An 18,255-nucleotide genomic window follows, 5' to 3' on the forward strand; every position below is an offset into this window, starting at 1 on the left:
CCACCGTCTCTTCGTCAGTCCACACAACTCACGATGATCAACGGTGGCCGCAGCCGTCTTATCGTCGGCCCTGACCAGCCAACATTACGATCTGTGCCTGGAGTAGGCGGCGGTCGAAGGGGCGACGCAGGCGCGCCGTCCCGTATCAGGAGGACATATGCGACGTGGCGAAGTCTGGTGGGCAGATTTCAACGAGCAGCGGGCAGTCGTACTGCTGTCGGGAGAAGAGACGTCCGGTTTCTTGGCGATGCAGGTCGTCGTTCCCGCGGGCACCGATCTCAGCGGCGTGGCCGTTGAGGTGGCAGTAGGTGCCCCCGAAGGGCTGCCTCTCGAAGGCGTCCTGAGAGTCGCACTTCCACGTCCCGACTTCATCCCTTGCACTTGGCTGGTCACCCTGGCCAGGGAAGACCTGATCGGGCAGGCGGGCGTCCTGCCGTCCGCGAAGCTCAGCGAGATCGAGGATGCCCTTCGTCTCGGTGGACTCAAGTAGGCACAGAGGGATGGACGCCGCCGATGGCGCGGCCGGTCTCGTCGAGATGGTCAATGGTGGCCGCGCCATATCAGCGGCGCCCCCACTCACAAGATCACGATCTACGGCTGGAGTACTAGTCGAGATCCGCGACAACCTCCTCGCCCGCATCGCCGAGGCCGAACGCGAAGGATGGCTCGGCGAGATGGAAGGGCTGCGGGTGAGCCTTGCCGGAGCAGAGGAGAAGCTCACCCAACTCGACCGGCGCCCATCCCGCGTCGTCGTCGACCTCGGCGTTCCCGTGATCACCGCTTCCAGCGTTCCCCGCCAGCACCGGCCGGAGGAGGGAACGTAACCCTTGGGCTCCATCAATACATGGCCGCGTCAGCAAGTTCAGGCCCGGCACTTCCGATTACCGCGACAGGACGAGGATCACCGTGAGTGGGCCGTAGGCAACCGCGAGGGCGCAGAGGAGCCGTCTCCATTCAAAGGACCAGCGCCGCCGGACCTGCCCCTTACTGTTGCCACCCTGCGTTCCGGACGCTTTGAGTTGGGCTTCTCGAAGCAGATGAAAGGCCCGTTGATGCGTCCTGTAGCCGGTGAAGGAACCCAGCGGTGAACTGCCGAAGGCGACCGAGCCCATCTCGCGCCCGTCTCTCAAGACAATGGTCAGGCCATCATGCACATCCACCTCGTCGACATCGGTCCAGGCAACGGTTGCGGTCACGAGAAAGTTCGTGAAGGACACGTGATTGTCAGTACTTCGGATGGCCGAGTCCCATCCAAGCGCCAGAAGAAAATCGAAGCTCCGGCGACCGCGAACGCCGCCGCCGGCTCCTCGTCCCACGGACCTGCGATCAAAACCGCACAAACGTAGGACGTAATCGCCGCGGCTACAGGAAACCACACGTACACCGGCCGCCGAAGCACTCTGGTCTGCATCCGCAACCGCCCTCCGACAGCCGATCCTTTCCGCTGGTGAAGGCGGGGGTCAAGGCCGCCTACGGCGGCCGAGGACCGGCAGCACCGCATTATCGCCACCCTCCACAATCGCTGTGACCAAACGCGCCGATTCCCCGTTGCTACGGTGGAGGGCCTCCAAGCGTGACAGTCGATGTCGGCACCAGTGACAAGCGATCAGCTACAACCTGGAATCTTCAGACCCGCACCAGCTACGAAGATCTGAACCCAACATCCGCCCGGCGCAACTCCCCTGCCGCAAAGACGACATATGCGGCTCCAGTAAAGAGCATGCCTGGGATCGCGAACATGCTGCGCTGATCTCTCTCGAGGACGGCCTCGTACTCGCTGTGCGAGACCTCAATCGTGCCGCGTGCGTGGGGAGTCGTGTCGAAAACGAAGTATCGGCCATCCTTGGCCTCTGGCGCCTGCAAGTTCCCCGCGCCAGCCGTGCTGAAAAATATCAGCAGAATGCCCGAGATGGCCAGAGCTCCATGAATTGCCTGCAACCTGCCAGGCAGGCATCGAAAGGCGAGCCACATCGAGTGCCGGTCTGCCCCACTCAGGAATATGCGCACCAAGGCAGCTATAAAGATTGGGAAGAGAAGCACCACGATCGCCACCATCGGCCACTTCGAGCCCGCCAGCGGCAAGGTCCCCGGCAGCCACGTGAGCATGGCGAGCACCAGCAGCACGGTACTCAACCCTGCCGCGATCCCCCCGTGCAACTTGAAACTCCACTCCATACCCCAGAGCCTGCCACGCGCGCCGCCCCAACCTCATTGCCGGGGCTCGGCAGAGATGACTGCTCCCCGATGCCGGGTTCCGCTTTGAGCCAGCAGACGAACTGCCTTCGGACTGAGGCCCAACACCGGCCCCCAGCAAGGTCGGCACCATGGACCAAGTTCAGAGAAGACACCGGCGTCGATGCCCCGCTTGTATTCCACGATGACCGGCGACCCGTTCTCGTCCAACCCGAGCGAGTCGATCCTGCCCCCGTGAACCGGCCCCGTACCGTACTCGCCCGCCAGGAAACGAACCCCCGGCAGACTCTCCATGTGCGCCTCGATGAGGCCCTGCACATCCGCCTCGACCTCAGCAAGACGCGGCGCCACCTCGGTCACGCCGCTCTTCGTCGTATGAAACAGCTTCAGGCCCGACACCTTCCCCTCCTCGGCTAGGAGAGGGGTCAACGCCGAGCGGAGCCGGGATATTTCCGCAAAGGACTTCCACACTGTGAAGGCGATGCGAAAGCCCACGTCCGGCTACTGGGAGGCACCGGCTTCCAATGCTCCCCAGGGGCACCCGATCCCACATACGTCCCACAAAACGCCTGACGTTTCGTCGGGCAGGCATAGAAGCGCAGTTCAGAGGCACTTGACGACGAACACAACAAGCGCGTTCTAAGCGCTCCTTCCAGAAGGGGTCCTCGGCCGGCCTCTCCTCAGCTTCCCCCCCCCATTACCTTTTTCGTGGCCCCGCAACGGGGCTCCCGGCCTCCGGGCCCGGCATGACTTCCCCCCCTTGTTAACCATGATCCGGGGGGTGGTGTCACCGGGCCCGGAGGCACTGACTGACCGCTGATTAGGGGCATGACCACCGACTCCTCCGGGAGCCAGGGAGGCTCTTCGTAATGTGGATGTGGCGGATCGGTGCCGTGGGTGAGGCCGGGCAGGGCACGACCAAAGGACGCACGTGATCGACACCGGCGACATCGACGTCTTTCTCGGCCTGGACGTCGGCAAGGGCGAACATCACGCCACCGCCGTCACACCGGCCGGGAAGAAGGCGTTCGACAAACGCCTGCCCAACACCGAGCCCAAGCTCCGGGAGTTGTTCGCGAAACTCCAGGCCAAGCACGGAACGGTGCTGGTCGTAGTCGACCAGCCCGCCTCGATCGGCGCCCTGCCGCTGGCCGTGGCCCGGGACATGGGCTGCCCGGTCGCCTATCTGCCGGGCCTGACGATGCGGCGGATCGCCGACCTCTACCCCGGCGAGGCCAAGACCGACGCCAAGGACGCGTTCATCATCGCCGACGCCGCCCGCGCGATGCCTCACACCCTGCGCTCGGTCGACCTCGAAGACGAGACGATCGCCGAGCTGGAGATGATCGTCGGCTTCGACGACGACCTGACGGGCGAGGCTACCCGGGTCGCGAACCGACTCCACGGACTGCTGACCCAGATCCACCCGTCCCTGGAACGGGTCCTGGGCCCGCGGTTGCAGCACCCGGCCGTCCTGGCCCTGCTGGAACGGTTCGGGTCACCGGCCCAGATCCGCAAGGCAGGCCGACGCCGGCTGGTCACGCTGCTGAGGCCGAAGGCACCGCGCATGGCCGAGCGACTGGCCGAGGACATATTCACCGCGCTGGACGAGCAGACCGTGGTGGTGCCCGGCACCGAGGCAGCCGCACTGATCGTCCCGAGCCTGGCCGCCTCCCTCACCGCCGTCCTCGACCAGCGCAAGCTCCTGGCCGGGCGGATCGAGGAACTGCTGGAGGCCCACCCTCTTTCCAAGGTCCTGATCTCGATGCCGGGAGTCGGGATCAGGACCGGAGCAAGGATCCTCATCGAAGTCGGCGACGGCAGCAGTTTCCCCTCCGCCGCCCACCTCGCCGCCTACGCCGGGCTCGCCCCGGCGACCCGCAACTCCGGCTCGTCGATCCGAGGCGAACAGCCCTCCCGGAGAGGGAACAAACAGCTCAAACGAGCCTTCTTCCTCTCCGCGTTCGCCGCCCTCGGCGACCCGGCCTCCCGGGCCTACTACGACAAGAAGATCGCCCAGGGCAAGCACCACACCCAGGCACTGCTCTGCCTCGCCCGACGCCGGGCCGACGTCCTCTTCGCCATGCTCCGCGACGGCACCTTCTACGAACCCCAGCCCGCCCGATCAGCTTGACCAAACCCATAGGGGCACCCCCCCCAATCCGCGGTCCGGCGACAGGGGCAGGATGACAACCCGACCTCAACGTGAAGCTGTGATCGAGTATCCGCATCGCGACCGGTGACTGGGCGTTTCAACTGGCGAATGAGAGTGCCGGTTGGCGGGGCTTGGCCCGAGTCGGCGTGGCAGCTCCTCGTTGGCCTTGCGGATGTCGCCGCTCCGCTCCCGCAGCCCACGTGGGACGCGCATCGGCCAGGTGGTGTACTCCTCGGTCGGCAGGTCCTGCCCTGACGCTGCCACGACCGAGTCTCATGATTACGTGACAAATAGCCAGTAGGGGTGCTATTCCCTGCGAGCCCGCCGCTTGCCTCCAGCATGATGCGCTGTCATATGGCTGCCAGGTTGTCCCGTCAGGGGAAGGCAGGAAAATGGGCAGGTTCAGGTACAGAGCCACGGCGTCGGCCATCGCGCTGGCCGCCATGGGATCGCTCGTGGCCGCAGGAGGCACGGCTCACGCGGAAGCGGGCCAGGACAACATCAGCATGCTGAAGCAGGAGAAGACCCAGTGGTGCTGGGTCGCCTCCGGGCTGACCATCGCCAAGTTCCAGGGCTTCGGCTCCACACAGACGGACTTCTGTGACCGGGCCCAGCCCTACTACGGTTGCAACAACCAGCCAGCCACGCTCGACGACATGGCCAAGGGCTGGAGCAGCCTCGGCATGACCCACACCGGCTCCGGCCTGAGCAGCGCGGCCACGTTCAACCAGGTGTACACCGACGTCAAGGCGGCCCGGCCGATCGGTGCCCGCATCGGGTGGACGTCCGGGGGCGGCCACATGAACGTGGTCTACGGCTTCGACACGTCGAACAACAGGATCGCCGTGGCCGACCCGTGGCCGGACACCACCACGTACACGTGGTGGAACTACAACGACTACGTGAGCAACGGCTCGTCCAAGTGGACCCACTCCCGCATCGGTATCTCCCGCTAAGGCAGGCGACATGAGCGACACCAGCGGAACCAGAACGTCCAGCAGGCGGGCAGCCTCTCGCTCCTCCCGTCTGTCCCTCGTCATCGCCGTGAGTGCGTCCGCGCTGCTTTCCGTCATCGGTCCGGCGCACGCAGCCCCGGCCAAGGACCCTCTCCCGGCCGACATCCCCGACTACCAGGCCGCCCTCGACCTGGTGAAGTCAACCGAGGTCCGCAACACCGTCTGCAGCTTCCTGCGCACTCCGGTACCCACCGACGGCGCCGACGGGCCGGTGCAGACGATCCCCGAAACGGCCGAGCCCTGCCAGGGCCTCCCGGCCTTCACGATCAAAGACCCGGTGGCACTGAACGAGATCACCCCCGAGTTCGTCGCGGGCACCGCAAAGCCACTGCCCACCGATGCGATCAAGCTGACACAGCTGGTCTCCTCGCTCAGCGCCACCGTCAACGGCCGCAACGCCACCGTCATGCTCGCCCCCACCCAGGGCGGGGGCTGGCACCTGGCAGCCGTGCGCGACGGCGACCACGACGCCACATACGCCGGCAAAGCCACCCTGGGCACGCTGGTCTTCACCGAGCCACAGATCCGCGGCTGGTACCAGCTCAAACTCACCACCGTCGAGCCACTCAACGACCAGGCCAGACAAGGACTCGGCGGCCAGGCATCGGTGTCACTCAGCGACTACCAGAAACTGCTCAAGGCCCGCTACGCCGACAAGCTGCCCGGCTCGGAATACGATACCACCGGCTACTCCAGCGGCTACAGCCTCCAGCCCACGGAGCGCGACACCTCGCCCTCCACCCTGCTTCTCGCCGGCGGTTCCGGCACCGCACTCGCCCTCGCGGGCGGAGCCGCCCTGCTGCACCGCCGCCGGCGCCCGAGTACCCGCTGAACCAACCCCGAACGACCCTCGCTCCGTCCCGGCAGCCAGCCGGGACGGAGCGAACCCACGCGGACATGATGCCGGTCGTCCCGGATCTCCTGCCCGCTACCGCCCCAGCGCCACGTCCGGCTTCAAGAAACCGATCGCTGGGTCATCGCTCACCCGACACCCTGACGGCCCGTTCATCCCACAGGCCCCTCCTGCCTGCCCCGGTGGCGCCTCCATTCCGCAGAGCCGGAGGATGTGACTGATCCCCCGGCCCCCTCCGCGCTCGGCCAGCGGTCAGGAGCAGCCGGAGGTGATCTCCTGGAAGTTGTCGTAGTGGTCGCCGGTGTACCAGACGGTACGGGTGCCGGGGTCGCGGACGAGGCGTTCCGCGTCGCGGTGGGTGCCGGGGGTGCGGGGGTTGACGTCGTACTCGCGGTAGTGGCCTTCCAGGGGAAGGTCGCCGGAGCGGTTGCCGTAGACGTTGCTGCCCCGGATGACGAACGGGGTGTTCACCACGGGGTAGTCCCTGGGCCGCTTGGCTTGCGGCCAGTCGAGTTCCTTCCAGATCCCGCAGGCTTCCTTCACCTGCCCCGGGAACGCCTCGACGGGCAGCGGCGGATCAATGATCTCGGCGGCCCGGACGGTCGGGTTCTGGACGGGTGTTCCCGCCGTCGCGGACGAGGCGGCCGGGACCGCCAGCGCCGTCAACAGCAGAGCGGCGACTGCCGCACAGCGCGGCTTACGGATGAGACTCATGCCCGGTCAACCAGGCATCCACCCGATCGGTCACGATCCGTCATCCCAACGATGTCGGCCCGTCGACGGCCGGCACACCCCGGCCGCCGGACGCGGCGCCGACATCGCGCACGCGTACCAGCATCGCGCCCCGCTTCGAGGACGTGTACGCCCTTGCCGAGGCCGCCGAGACCCTGGCCCTTCAGGCTACCGACCGACTCTCAGCGATTCGGGAAGCACGGTGGCGGGCATCAGTGCCGTCCTCATCGAAATATCAGCGACGACTTTTCATGGGGCCATACCAGCGGCGCGAACCGGGCAGCAGCCGTCGCGGACTCACCCGAGGAGTCCGTATCCGTGTGCTCCTTCGGTTTCTCCGGACCGCACGCGACCAGGACCACAGAATCCGACACCACCACGGTCCCCATTGCCCGCATGTGAATTCTCCTTGATCCCACCGGTCCCCTCGGTCGCCCGCCACCGGCCGGCAGCACGTCAGCACTCACGCCGAATCCGGCACAACGGCTCCAGGGCTCGTACTCCGTGTCGACATAGCCGCACACGCGATCACGATCCAGCGCGACAAACCGGCGATTGCCCTCCGACACCTCATCGCGCTCGGGCTCGTCGTCGGGGAAGACCTTGTGAACCGGCGGGTCCAGCTTGACGGGCCGAAAGGTGAACCCGCCCCCGGAGCCGACCACTTCGAAGACGGTGTCCGAGACGAACTCGCCCTTGATGACGGCGGACTTGTCCCTCTCGCTCTCTGCCACGCGATAGGTGAATTCGTCCACAGCCTCAAGGCCCTCTGATGTGGTGTCAGACAGCGTCATGTCCACGGGTTACCAGTCCGGTGCATCACGCAGTCGGGCGACAGCGGGACGCCCCAGGGCTCCGGGACAGTTCCGCCTCAGCGGTCAGATTCACTTCGCCGAACCGGGAAGTGAGCGCCGGAGTGGCACGAGACGCTTTCACCCACGAGATGCCTCGCCAATCAGGCGTGAAGAAATCTTCGACAAGCCCTTCGCCAACTTGAGGGCCTTGGCCGCCCCCTGCCTACCCCCCCCGGCAAGTCATCCAAGAGGAAGGAAATTCGCCCCTCACCGCGACGAGCTCGTTCAATCGCATAGAGGACATCTTTTTCCCAATCGCGAGATCTCATGAAATGCCGAGCCTGAAGAGATGTCGCGAAGTCGATCACACTAGCGCCATTTCTCGCGGATGGACGCGCTCGCCGAGCAGCTTCACGGCAGAGACCTCCGGTCCCGGTCTCCTCCTGGGTCTCGCGCAACGCGACGTCTTCGCGGGTCTCGCCCGGCTCGACCGCTCCGGCCGAGGACTGCCAGCTGATGCCAGCGGCCTCGTGGTCCGCCGGCAGACCAGCAGGACGTCGCTGTCGCGGACGACCACGGCGATGGCAACGCGCAGTGCTTGCACACCTGGTGGCATCGCCGACGCTGGCGCCAGCCCCTTCACAAGAAACAGAGCGTCTGACCAGCAAGTCGACGTGGCTGACGATCCATCAGAACGAGCGTCAAATGAGCGTCAAGATGCCTCACAGAGCGTCATTTCAGCGTCAAGATATCGCCCGTAACGCCCACAGCGCCCATAACGCACATCACCCGAACCCGCAGGTCAAGCACCCTTTGCGATGGGCTCAAGGATCGCCACGCACTCCACGTGGTGCGTCATCGGGAACAAGTCGAACGCCCGCAGCGTGCGCGGCTTGTAGCCCGCCTCTCGGAAGTACGCCAGGTCGCGGGCCAGTGCCGCCGGGTCGCAGGCCACGTAGGCGATGCGGCGGGCGCCCAGGCCCGCGAGGTGGGTGACGACCTGTTTGCCGGCGCCCGCGCGTGGGGGGTCGAGGACGATCAGGTCCGTCTCGGTGATCTGGGTGCGGGGCAGCACCGTGTCGACCTTGCCGTGTTCGATGCGGACCCGGGGCAGGTCCTGGAGGTTGTACTGGGCGTCCTCCGCCGCGCGCCTGCCGGATTCGATGCCGAGCACCGCGCCCGTCTCGCCGACGCGTTGTGCGATCGCGCCCGCGAACAGGCCCACCCCGCAGTAGAGATCGAGGGCCGTCTCGCCCTTGCGCGGCATCAGGCCCTGCATCACGGCCTCCACCAGTACCTCGGGGGCCTTCGGGTGGACCTGCCAGAAGCCGCCCATGCCGATGCGCCAGGTGCGGTCGTCCGCGCGTTCGCGGACGAAGGCGCGGCCGTGGACCCGGTGCACTCCCCCGTCGTGCTCCTCGACCCGCAGGACGGACACCGGCTTGTCCAGCTCGACCAGTGGGAGCCGGCCGCCCTTGAGGGGGGCCAGGATCACCTGGCGGTCGCCGGAGCCGGAGGCGGCGATCGCCTCGACCGAGGCCATCTGCGGCCATTCGCGCTTCTCGACGCCCAGTTCGCTGACGCCCTCGGAGGCGATCATGCAGTGGTCGACCGGCTGTACGTCGTGCGAGCGGTGCTTGCGCAGTCCGGCCCGGCCGTCGGCGTCGACGGCGTACTGCACGCGGGTACGCCACTGCGGCACCTCGCCCGCGGGCAGTTTGTCACCGGGCGCGGGCATGACCGTGCCGTCCCAGCCCGCCTCTTCCGGGGTGAGGCCGGCCAGTCGCTGGAGCTGCTCGGTGATGACGTCGCCCTTGAGGCGGCGTTGCGCGCCCGGCTTGGCGTGCTGCCAGTCGCAGCCGCCGCACATGCCGGGGCCGGCGTACGGGCAGGGGGCCTCGACGCGTTCCTTGGAGGCGTCCAGGATCGTCACCGCGTCGGCGCGCAGGTAGCGCGAACCCTCGTCGCCGTCCGTCACGCGGGCGATGACCTTCTCGCCGGGCAGCGCGTGCCGTACGAACAGCACCCGGCCCTCGTCGGTGCGGGCGACGCAGTGGCCGCCGTGCGCGACGGGACCGACCTCGACCTCGTACTCGTCCCCGACCAGCGAAGCGTGCTCCGGAGCTTCCGCTGGAGCCTGAGCCTGCTCTGAAGGCTGCGGTTCTGTCTGCATGAGGGGCGGTGCTCCAAAAGGTCAAGGTCACAAGGTACGGCCGGACGGGCAGCCAATCAGTCTACGTGCGGGCGGCACCGCCCACCGCCACCCACAAACCCCTCAGGGCTCCCTCTTCGGCCGGGTGTCCACCGGCCCCCGGCGCACCGAACCCGGCGCGCTCCACTCCGCTCGCCGCCTGGCCCGCTTCTTCGCGACCTCCGAGGACTGAAGCTGGTACGGCACCGAGGTCACCATCACGCCCGGGGTGAAGAGCAGCCGCCCCTTGAGCCGTAGCGCGCTCTGGTTGTGCAGCACCTGCTCGTACCAGCGGCCGACCACGTACTCGGGGATGAAAATACTGACCACGTCCCGCGGATTCTCGGTGCGCAGACCCCGTACGTACTCGATGACGGGCCGGGTGATCTCGCGGTACGGGGAGTCGAGGATCTTCAGCGGCACGTTGATGCCGCGCCGCTCCCACTCGTCCTTCAGCTGCTTCGTCTCGTCGGCGTCGACGTTGATGCTGAGCGCCTCCAGCCGGTCCGAGCGGGTGAGCTTCGCGAACGCGAGGGCGCGCAGCGTCGGCTTGTGGACCTTGGAGACGAGCACGATGGTGTGGACGCGGGAGGGCCGTACGCCGTCGGCGCCGGGGCCGCCCTCGGCGGCGGCGATCTCCCCGGCCACGCGGTCGTAGTGCCGGCGGATCGCGGTCATCGTCCCGTAGAAGATCACCATGCCGAGCAGGGCGACCCACGCCCCGTGCGTGAACTTGGTGGCCAGCACCACGATCAGGACGAGCCCGGTGAAGAAGGCACCGAAGGTGTTGATCGCGCGGGAGCGGATCATGTGGCGGCGCTTGGCCTTGTCGCGCTCGGTCCGCAGATGGCGGTTCCAGTGCCGGACCATGCCCGTCTGGCTGAGGGTGAAGGAGACGAAGACACCGACGATGTAGAGCTGGATCAGCTTGGTCGAGTCCGCCCCGTACACCCAGATCAGCAGGATGGCGGCGCCGGCCAGCAGCACGATGCCGTTGGAGAAGGCGAGGCGGTCGCCGCGGGTGTGGAGCTGGCGCGGCAGGTAGCGGTCCTGCGCGAGGATCGAGCCGAGCAGCGGGAAGCCGTTGTACGCGGTGTTGGCGGCCAGGAAGAGCACGAGCGCGGTGGCCGCGGCGAGCAGGACGAAGAAGAAGGTGTCCGGGCCGAAGACGGCGGCGGCGACCTGGGTGATGACGGGGTCCTGCACGTAGCCGTCGCCGACCGGCACACCGTCGCGGAGCAGGTCCTTGCCCGGGAACTCGGCCATCTTCACATCGGTGGCCATGGCCAGGCCGATGATGCCGCAGAACATGGTGACGGCGAGGGTGCCCATCAGCGCGAGGGTCGTGGCCGCGTTCTTGCTCTTGGGCTTACGGAAGGCGGGGACGCCGTTGCTGATGGCCTCGACACCGGTGAGGGCCGCGCAGCCGGAGGAGAACGCGCGCAGCAGCAGGAAGACCAGCGCGAAACCGGCCAGTCCGCCCTCCTCCGCCTTGATCTCGAAGTGGGCCGTGGGCGCGTCCATGGTGTCGTCGAGTACGAATCCGCGGAAGGCGCCCCACGCGATCATGAGGAAGACGCCGGTGACGAAGATGTACGTCGGAATGGCGAAGAGCTTGCCCGACTCCCGTACGCCGCGCAGATTCATCAGCGTCAGGATGACGATTATGCCGATCGCGCACAGGACTTTGTTCTCGATGACGAAGGGGATCGCCGAGCCGAGATTCTCCACGCCGGAGGCGATCGACACGGCCACGGTCAGGACGTAGTCGACGAGCAGCGCGCTCGCGACGGTCAGACCGGCCTTGGGGCCGAGGTTGGTGGTGGCGACCTCGTAGTCGCCGCCGCCGCTCGGGTAGGCGTGCACGTTCTGCCGGTAGGAGGCGACGACGGTGAACATCAGGACCACGACGGCCAGGGCGATCCACGGGCTGAAGTGGTAGGCGGACGCGCCCGCGATGGAGAGCACCAGGAGGACTTCCCCCGGCGCGTAGGCCACCGAGGAGAGCGGGTCGGAGGCGAAGACGGGCAGTGCGATGCGTTTAGGGAGAAGCGTTTCTCCCAACCTGTCGCTACGCAGCGCCCTGCCGATCAGGATCCGTTTGGGCACGTCGGTCAGTTTCGGCACGATGAGGATCGTAAGCCGTCCGGCCTGGACCGCCCCAGGCACCACCCCGCCGGGGCCTCCCGGCGCCGGGCTCCAAGGCACCGAGCGGCGGAAGGCGGCGGGCTCCGGGGAACGGCGTCAGACGCGCTCCGGCGCGCGCTCCCGCGCCGGCCGTCCCGCGGCGCCGTCGTGGCCGCCCCCGCCGGAGAGCCGCCCCGGCCACCAGAACCGGCGCCCCAGGTCCAGCGCCAGCGCGGGCACCAGCACCGTACGGACCAGGAAGGTGTCCAGCAGGACGCCGATGCCGACGATCACGCCCATCTGCGCCATCGTCACCAGCGGCAGCGCGGCGAAGACGGCGAAGGTCGCGGCGAGCACCACACCCGCCGAGGTGATGACGCCTCCGGTGCTGGTCAGACCCTCCAGTACGCCGCGTGTGTGGCCGATCCGCAACGCCTCCTCGCGGACCCGGTGCATCAGGAAGATGTTGTAGTCGATGCCCAGGGCGACCAGGAACACGAAGCCCGTCAGCGGGATCGACCAGTCGACGCCGGCGAAGCCGAAGACGCTCTCGAACAGGAGGTTCGAGGTGCCGAGCGCGGCGAAGTACGAAGGACGACCGTCCCGAGCAGCAGCAGCGGCGCGACCAGGGCGCGAAGGAGCAGGATCAGTACGGCCAGCACCACCACCAGCACCACGGGGATCACGGTCCGCAGATCGCGGTCGGCTGCCCGCTGGGTGTCCAGGGTCTGTGCGGTGACGCCGCCGACCAGCGCGCCGGCGCCGTCGACCGTCCGTACGGCGTCCCGCAGCCGGTCGACGGTGTCCTTGGCCGCCGCGCTGTCCGGGGTGTCGGTGAGCACCACCGACAGCGTGGCGAGCCGGCCGTCGGGCGTACGCTCGCCGTCCTCGACACGCGCGACGCCCCTCACCTCCCTTACGGCCGCCTCGACGTCGGCGGCACGGTCGGCACGGGTGACGACCTTCGCCGGGTCGGAGGCGCCCGAGGGGTAGTGGGCGGAGATCAGCTCCTGCGCCACGACCGATTCGGGCTTCTCCTGGAACATCTCCGACTGCCGCAGCCCCATGTCGATACCGACCGCGCTGAACGCCAGCACGCCGGTGACACCGACCGACATCAGCCACGACCAGCGCGGGCGCCGGGCGACCAGGGCGCCGATCCGCGACCACACGGTGGCCTCCCTACGGGAGGCGGCGCCGAGGCGCGGGACGAACGGCCAGAAGACCCGGCGGCCGGCGATCACCAGCAGCGCGGGCAGGACCGTGACCATCGCGAGGAACGCGCAGACCACGCCGACGGCGCCGACCAGCCCCAGGGAGCGCGAGGAGTTGATGTCGGCGAACGCCAGACAGGCGAGACCGATCGCGACGGTACCCGCCGAGGCGAGGATCGCCGGGCCCGAGCGGCGCAGCGCGGTCCGCATGGCCTCGTGCCGGTCCTCCTGCCGGTGCAACTCCTCGCGGTAGCGGGCGATGAGCAGCAGCGCGTAGTCCGTACCGACGCCGAAGACGAGCACCATCAGGATGCCCGCGCTCTGCGGATCGACGGGCAGGTGGCCGTACTTGGCGAGGAGATACGTGCCGACCTGGGTGAGTACGGCGGCGAAGCCGACGGACAGCAGTGGGAACAGCCAGAGCAGGGGGCTGCGGTAGGTGATCAGCAGCAGGACGGCGACGACGAGCCCGGTCGCGGTCATCACGGTCGAGTCGAGGGTGCCGAAGACGGCGATGGAGTCGGTCAGTGAGGCGGCGGGGCCGCCGACCTCGGCGTCGACGCCCGGCGGGGCGTTGGCGCCCGGCGATGTCGTGGAGCCTGTCGACCGCGTCGGTGATCTCGTCCTCGTACGACAGGGGTACGACGGCCATCAGGGCCTTGCCGTCGTCGGACCGGACGGCGGGCGGCAGTTGCTCGCCCTCGGCGACGTACGGCGCGAAGCGGGCGCGGTCCGCCGCGGCCTTCGCGGCGGCCCCCGCACGGGTGTAGACGACGACCGCGGGCATCAGCGTGTCGGTGCGGAACTTCTCCAACTCGGTGTTGACGCGGGCGGATTCCGCGCCACGGGGCAGGAACGCGTTCTGCCCCGTCTCCTCGGCCTCGCCCAGCTTCCCGGCGAGCGGGCCGAGCACGACGGCGGGAACAGCCAGGCGACCAGGACGAACCGCTTCCCGCGGCTGCCGCCGGGGGCACCGGCGAGCCGCTTCGGCAAGGTGGTCATGAGTAATCTCCTCCGTATGGAGTGAGGGGCACACCTCTCCCGCACCGCGGCGTGATGGTTTGGCGACCTGCCGTGGCGCGCGGGGTGGTGCCCTGAGTGACGGATCTCCATGCGTACGGCCGGGAGCGGGAACTCCCGGCCGTACGACTTCACTTGGCGCTACGACGCGGCGCGGCTACTCGATCTCGCGCATCATCTTCTCCATCGACGCGATCGAGCCGCGGGCCTGCGTCAGCTCGTCGAGCGTGCGGCGGTGCAGCTCGACGTTGTCCTCCAGCAGTTGCGCGTACTTCATGGCGGGCTGCTTGTACCGCTCCTCCCGCGCCGCCAGCATGCGTGCGCGCCAGGTCGCCGCTATCTGCCAGACGACCACGATGAGGAACAGGAAGACACCGCCGGCGCCGACGACCCCGGCCAGGTCCGTCCAGCCCGAATCATTCATTTCGCGGACTCCTTCATCGTCGTTCTCTCTTCCTCGGTGAGCGTCGACGCCGCCGTGGCGACGGACTGCGGGGTCAGGGCGAAACAGAACGGGGTCAGCTCGAAGTACTTCATCGCCTTGCCGCTCTCGGACAGCTCCAGCGTCCCGACGACCAGCCCGGCCGCCTCCAGCCGCTGGAGATGCATGTGCAGCAGCGGGCGGCCGATGCCGAGTTCGCGGGCGAGAGCGCTGACGTAGTTGCGGCCCTCCAGCAGCGCGCCGACGATCCGCATCCGGTGTGGATTGCCGAGCGCGCCGAGCACCTTCAGCAGTTCGTCGCCGGTCGGGACCTCGTGCATCGCAGCCCCTTTCCTCAGCACCTGTCAGGGAAGACTGACAGCAGCCGTCCACACCTGTCAAAGAAACCTGACACATATCAGGGTGGACTGAGGGTAACTCGGGGTCCTCTCAGGGTCCCCCGACGCCTCCCCGGCGTATCCCCGACACGGGTGACGGCACGGCGGACGCGGACGCATAAGCTCAATCCCGGGCGGCGCCCCGTACGGTTGTGCCGTCCGTGGCCCGGCGCACGGAGAAGGAAGAGTGAACCAGGTGTTTACGCAGGTCAGCTCGGCAAACAGGACTGCGGGGTAAAGAGGACGTGCACATCGTCATCATGGGCTGCGGCCGAGTGGGGGCCGCACTCGCCACCAGCCTGGAGCGGCAGGGGCACACGGTCGCGGTCATCGACCAGGACCCCACGGCGTTCCGCCGGCTCGGCTCCGGCTTCGGCGGGCGGCGTATCAACGGCGTCGGCTTCGACCAGGACACCTTGCGCGACGCGGGCATCGAGGACGCGGGCGCGTTCGCGGCGGTCAGCAGCGGGGACAACTCGAACATCATCGCCGCCCGGGTGGCCCGCGAGATGTTCGGCATCGAGAACGTCGCCGCGCGCATCTACGACCCCCGGCGCGCGGAGGTCTACCAGCGGCTCGGCATCCCGACCGTGGCGACCGTCCGCTGGACCGCCGACCAGATGCTCCGACGGCTGCTGCCGTCCGGCGCGGAGCCGCTGTGGCGCGACCCGAGCGGCGGCGTCCAGCTCGCCGAGGTCCACACGTCGGCGAGCTGGATCGGCCACAAGATCAGCACCCTCCAGGAGGAGACCGGCGTACGCGTCGCGTTCCTCACCCGGCTCGGCGAGGCCATACTGCCCACGTCGCAGACGGTGCTCCAGGAGGGCGACCTCGTCCACGTGATGATGCGTACGGACGACATCCAGAAGGTCGAGGCGGCTTTCGCCGAGGGCCCTGAGGAGGGCGGTCACTGATGCGCGTCGCGATTGCCGGAGCAGGCGCGGTGGGTCGATCCATCGCGGGCGAACTGCTGGAGAACGGCCACGAGGTCCTGCTGATCGACAAGGCGCCCACCGCCATCTCGGTCGAGCGGGTCCCGATGGCGGAATGGCTGCTGGCCGACGCCTGCGAGATCACCTCGCTCGACGAGGCGGCGCTGCAACGCTGCAACGTCGTGATCGCGGCGACCGGCGACGACAAGGTCAACCTGGTCGTCTCGCTGCTGGCCAAGACGGAGTACGGCGTACCGAGGGTGGTCGCCCGCGTCAACAACCCGAAGAACGAGTGGCTGTTCAACGAGTCGTGGGGCGTGGACGTCGCGGTGTCGACGCCACGTCTGATGTCGGCGCTGGTGGAAGAGGCGGTGAGCGTCGGCGACCTCGTCCGGCTGCTGCGCTTCAGCCACGGCGACGCGAATCTCGTGGAGCTGACGCTGCCGCCGGAGTCGGCGGTGACGGGGACCCAGGTGGGGGACGTGACCTGGCCCGAGGACACGTCGCTGGTGACGATCATCCGGGGCTCACGGGTGCTGACGCCGCACGCGGAGGAGACGCTGGAGGCGGGGGACGAACTGCTGTTCGTGGCGGCGCAGGCGCGGGAGGAACAACTGGAGGACCTGCTGTCCGTCCGCCGCGAGGACGCTTGAGCGCTGTGCGGGTTGCGGGGTTGCCGGTCCCCGTACAGGCCGGTCCGCGCGCCTGCGGGCCGGTGGGTGGTTGTCCTCAAGCGCCGGCCGGGCTGGGGTGGTTGCGGTGTGGCCGGGTTGGTTTGCCCGGGTCCGCGTGGTGGCGGGGTCCGTCCTCAAGCGCCGGACGGGCTGGGGTGGTTGCGGTGGTGGCCGGGGGCCGCTCCGGGGTCATGCCCGGACGGCATGATTTACGGCGCCCAGCGGTCATGGGAGAAGTACCGGTCCGGGTTGCGCCACACATCACGCAGTCCGGACGTACCCACCCGCAGGCCCCGCACCCCGCCCACGGCCGACAACCGCAACCACCAAGCCCGTCCGGCGCTTGAGGACAACGACCACCGGCCCGCAGGCAGACGCGGACAACCCGGCTACTCCCGCGACGGCCCCGAAGCGCGCGCAGCCTCTTCTTCCGCCTCCATCTCAGCGAAGACGTCAATCGGCGCCGGCGCCTTCGCCAGGAACAGCCACGTCAGATACACCGCGAGCAGGAACGGCGGGATCTTCAGCGACACCAGCACCCAGCCCAGCTGCGTCGTGTCCGCCCACCAGTACAGCGGGAAGAGGATCGCGCACTTCGCGAGGAGGATGAACCCCCACGCGTAACTCGCCTTCGTGTAAGCCGACTTGCGCCCCGGGTTCCGCGTACGCCAGGACAGGTTCTCCTTGAAGACCGGCCCCAGGATCAGCCCGATCAGCGGCACCCCCGCGACGCTGGTCGCGATGTACGCGACGGCCAGCCCCAGCGTGTACACCATGCCCGGCAGGTAGAAGTCCTTCGCGTCGCCGGTCATCATCGCGAAGACCACGCCGAAGGCGACTCCGAAGACGCCGCTGAAGGCGTGCTTCACGGTGTCGCGGCGGATCAGCCGGACGGCGACCAGCAGCAGCGACACCGCGAGCGCGGCGATCGCGGAGACGTGCAGGTCCTTGTTGATCGTGAAGATCGTGACGAAGAGCAGTCCGGGGACGACCGTCTCCACCATTCCGCGCACGCCGCCGAACGCCTCGAAGAGCGCGGCCTCGGTCACGGCCTTGGCGTCGGCCTGCGGGTCGGCGCCCTCGGGCGCGTTGAGGTCTGTCGTCGCGGCGGGCTTGTCGATTGACGTCACCGGCTACTCCTGTCCGAGCGGTCGGAGTTCGTATGTGGGGTTGAACAGCACCCTGCGGCCGTGGCTCATGGAGATCCGGCCGGATGCGATGAGCTTGCGGCCCGGCTCTATGCCCGCGATGGAGCGCCGTCCCAGCCACACCACGTCCAGCGGCGCGGTGCCGTCGAACAGCTCCGCCTCCAGCGCGGGCACGCCGGCCCGCGGACGCAGAGTGACCGTCCGCAACGTACCAGTCACCTTCACTATCTGGCGGTCGCCGCAGTCGCAGATGCGGGTGCAGCCCGAGGCCTGCGTGTCCTCACGCAGCTCCTCGGATTCCAGATCCTCCTGGGAGCTGGACAGCCGGTCGAGCATCCGGCGGAAGCGGCCGGTCGGCTTCTCAGCACTCATGACAGAAGCGTACCG

Annotated in this window: 17 protein-coding genes and 3 pseudogenes; 7 read left to right on the plus strand and 13 right to left on the minus strand. The window is 68.2% G+C overall.

Features of this window, described 5'->3' with window-relative positions:
- The first annotated feature begins 157 nt into the window (after window positions 1-157).
- Both OG700_RS07625 and OG700_RS07630 read left to right on the plus strand, forming a co-directional pair.
- Window positions 158-490: a type II toxin-antitoxin system PemK/MazF family toxin gene (locus OG700_RS07625; RefSeq protein ID WP_405610830.1), complete on the plus strand. Its 333-nt coding sequence runs from the start codon at window positions 158-160 to the stop codon at window positions 488-490.
- Window positions 491-500: 10 nt separating this feature from the next.
- Window positions 501-824 (plus strand): hypothetical protein, encoded by a 324-nt coding sequence (locus OG700_RS07630; RefSeq protein WP_405610833.1) that lies wholly within the window; start codon window positions 501-503, stop codon window positions 822-824.
- Window positions 825-881: 57 nt separating this feature from the next.
- Here OG700_RS07630 and OG700_RS07635 read toward each other — a convergent pair whose 3' ends face one another.
- The 3 genes and pseudogenes from OG700_RS07635 to OG700_RS07645 form a co-directional block, all read right to left on the minus strand.
- Window positions 882-1,217 carry a hypothetical protein gene (locus tag OG700_RS07635; protein WP_405610836.1) on the minus strand — a complete coding sequence of 112 codons (336 nt, stop codon included), beginning with the start codon at window positions 1,215-1,217 and terminating at the stop codon, window positions 882-884.
- Between the two features lie 424 nt (window positions 1,218-1,641).
- Complete coding sequence (locus OG700_RS07640) at window positions 1,642-2,124, minus strand: hypothetical protein (protein ID WP_405610839.1); 483 nt, start codon at window positions 2,122-2,124, stop codon at window positions 1,642-1,644.
- A gap of 210 nt (window positions 2,125-2,334) precedes the next feature.
- A pseudogene (locus OG700_RS07645) lies at window positions 2,335-2,592 on the minus strand (transporter); the annotation flags it as partial.
- 532 nt (window positions 2,593-3,124) lie between these two features.
- Between OG700_RS07645 and OG700_RS07650 the strand changes: the two are divergent.
- The 3 genes from OG700_RS07650 (at window position 3,125) to OG700_RS07660 (ending at window position 6,196) form a co-directional block, all read left to right on the plus strand.
- Window positions 3,125-4,327, plus strand: coding sequence for an IS110 family transposase (locus OG700_RS07650; RefSeq protein WP_405610842.1), 1,203 nt, complete (start codon window positions 3,125-3,127; stop codon window positions 4,325-4,327).
- Between the two features lie 413 nt (window positions 4,328-4,740).
- Window positions 4,741-5,304, plus strand: a complete 564-nt coding sequence (locus OG700_RS07655; RefSeq protein WP_405610845.1) for a papain-like cysteine protease family protein — start codon at window positions 4,741-4,743, stop codon at window positions 5,302-5,304.
- A 10-nt stretch (window positions 5,305-5,314) separates the two neighbouring features.
- Window positions 5,315-6,196 (plus strand): hypothetical protein, encoded by an 882-nt coding sequence (locus OG700_RS07660; RefSeq protein ID WP_405610848.1) that lies wholly within the window; start codon window positions 5,315-5,317, stop codon window positions 6,194-6,196.
- 273 nt (window positions 6,197-6,469) lie between these two features.
- Here OG700_RS07660 and OG700_RS07665 read toward each other — a convergent pair whose 3' ends face one another.
- From OG700_RS07665 to OG700_RS07700, 8 genes and pseudogenes are all read right to left on the minus strand, one after another.
- Window positions 6,470-6,931: a ribonuclease domain-containing protein gene (locus OG700_RS07665; protein WP_405610851.1), complete on the minus strand. Its 462-nt coding sequence runs from the start codon at window positions 6,929-6,931 to the stop codon at window positions 6,470-6,472.
- Between the two features lie 242 nt (window positions 6,932-7,173).
- Entirely contained in the window at window positions 7,174-7,743 is a 570-nt protein-coding gene (locus OG700_RS07670; protein ID WP_405610854.1) for a hypothetical protein, read from the minus strand.
- 382 nt (window positions 7,744-8,125) lie between these two features.
- Window positions 8,126-8,359: pseudogene (locus OG700_RS07675) on the minus strand (NUDIX hydrolase); the annotation flags it as partial.
- Window positions 8,360-8,545: 186 nt separating this feature from the next.
- A complete protein-coding gene (locus OG700_RS07680) occupies window positions 8,546-9,916 on the minus strand; it encodes a class I SAM-dependent RNA methyltransferase (protein ID WP_405610857.1) in 1,371 nt (456 codons plus the stop codon).
- 102 nt (window positions 9,917-10,018) lie between these two features.
- Window positions 10,019-12,061 carry an APC family permease gene (locus tag OG700_RS07685; protein ID WP_405610860.1) on the minus strand — a complete coding sequence of 681 codons (2,043 nt, stop codon included), beginning with the start codon at window positions 12,059-12,061 and terminating at the stop codon, window positions 10,019-10,021.
- 117 nt (window positions 12,062-12,178) lie between these two features.
- A pseudogene (locus tag OG700_RS07690) lies at window positions 12,179-14,277 on the minus strand (MMPL family transporter).
- 175 nt (window positions 14,278-14,452) lie between these two features.
- Window positions 14,453-14,719, minus strand: a complete 267-nt coding sequence (locus OG700_RS07695; RefSeq protein ID WP_405610863.1) for a hypothetical protein — start codon at window positions 14,717-14,719, stop codon at window positions 14,453-14,455.
- On the minus strand, window positions 14,716-15,057 hold the full coding sequence (locus OG700_RS07700) for an ArsR/SmtB family transcription factor (protein ID WP_405610865.1): 342 nt from the start codon (window positions 15,055-15,057) through the stop codon (window positions 14,716-14,718). Before OG700_RS07700 ends, OG700_RS07695 begins: the two co-directional genes overlap by 4 nt.
- A gap of 302 nt (window positions 15,058-15,359) precedes the next feature.
- On the opposite strand from OG700_RS07700, the gene OG700_RS07705 reads away from it, so the two are divergent.
- Both OG700_RS07705 and OG700_RS07710 read left to right on the plus strand, forming a co-directional pair.
- A complete protein-coding gene (locus OG700_RS07705) occupies window positions 15,360-16,028 on the plus strand; it encodes a potassium channel family protein (RefSeq protein WP_405610867.1) in 669 nt (222 codons plus the stop codon).
- Window positions 16,028-16,699, plus strand: a complete 672-nt coding sequence (locus tag OG700_RS07710) for a TrkA family potassium uptake protein (protein ID WP_023538137.1) — start codon at window positions 16,028-16,030, stop codon at window positions 16,697-16,699. Before OG700_RS07705 ends, OG700_RS07710 begins: the two co-directional genes overlap by 1 nt.
- Window positions 16,700-17,109: 410 nt before the next feature.
- Here the strand turns inward: OG700_RS07710 and OG700_RS07715 are convergent, their stop codons facing one another.
- Window positions 17,110-17,850, minus strand: coding sequence for a DUF3159 domain-containing protein (locus OG700_RS07715; protein WP_405610871.1), 741 nt, complete (start codon window positions 17,848-17,850; stop codon window positions 17,110-17,112).
- A gap of 3 nt (window positions 17,851-17,853) precedes the next feature.
- Window positions 17,854-18,240 carry an OB-fold nucleic acid binding domain-containing protein gene (locus OG700_RS07720; protein WP_405610874.1) on the minus strand — a complete coding sequence of 129 codons (387 nt, stop codon included), beginning with the start codon at window positions 18,238-18,240 and terminating at the stop codon, window positions 17,854-17,856.
- Window positions 18,241-18,255 lie beyond the last annotated feature (15 nt).

It is taken from the genome of Streptomyces sp. NBC_01508, assembly GCF_045040315.1.
In the GTDB taxonomy this organism is placed as follows: domain Bacteria; phylum Actinomycetota; class Actinomycetes; order Streptomycetales; family Streptomycetaceae; genus Streptomyces.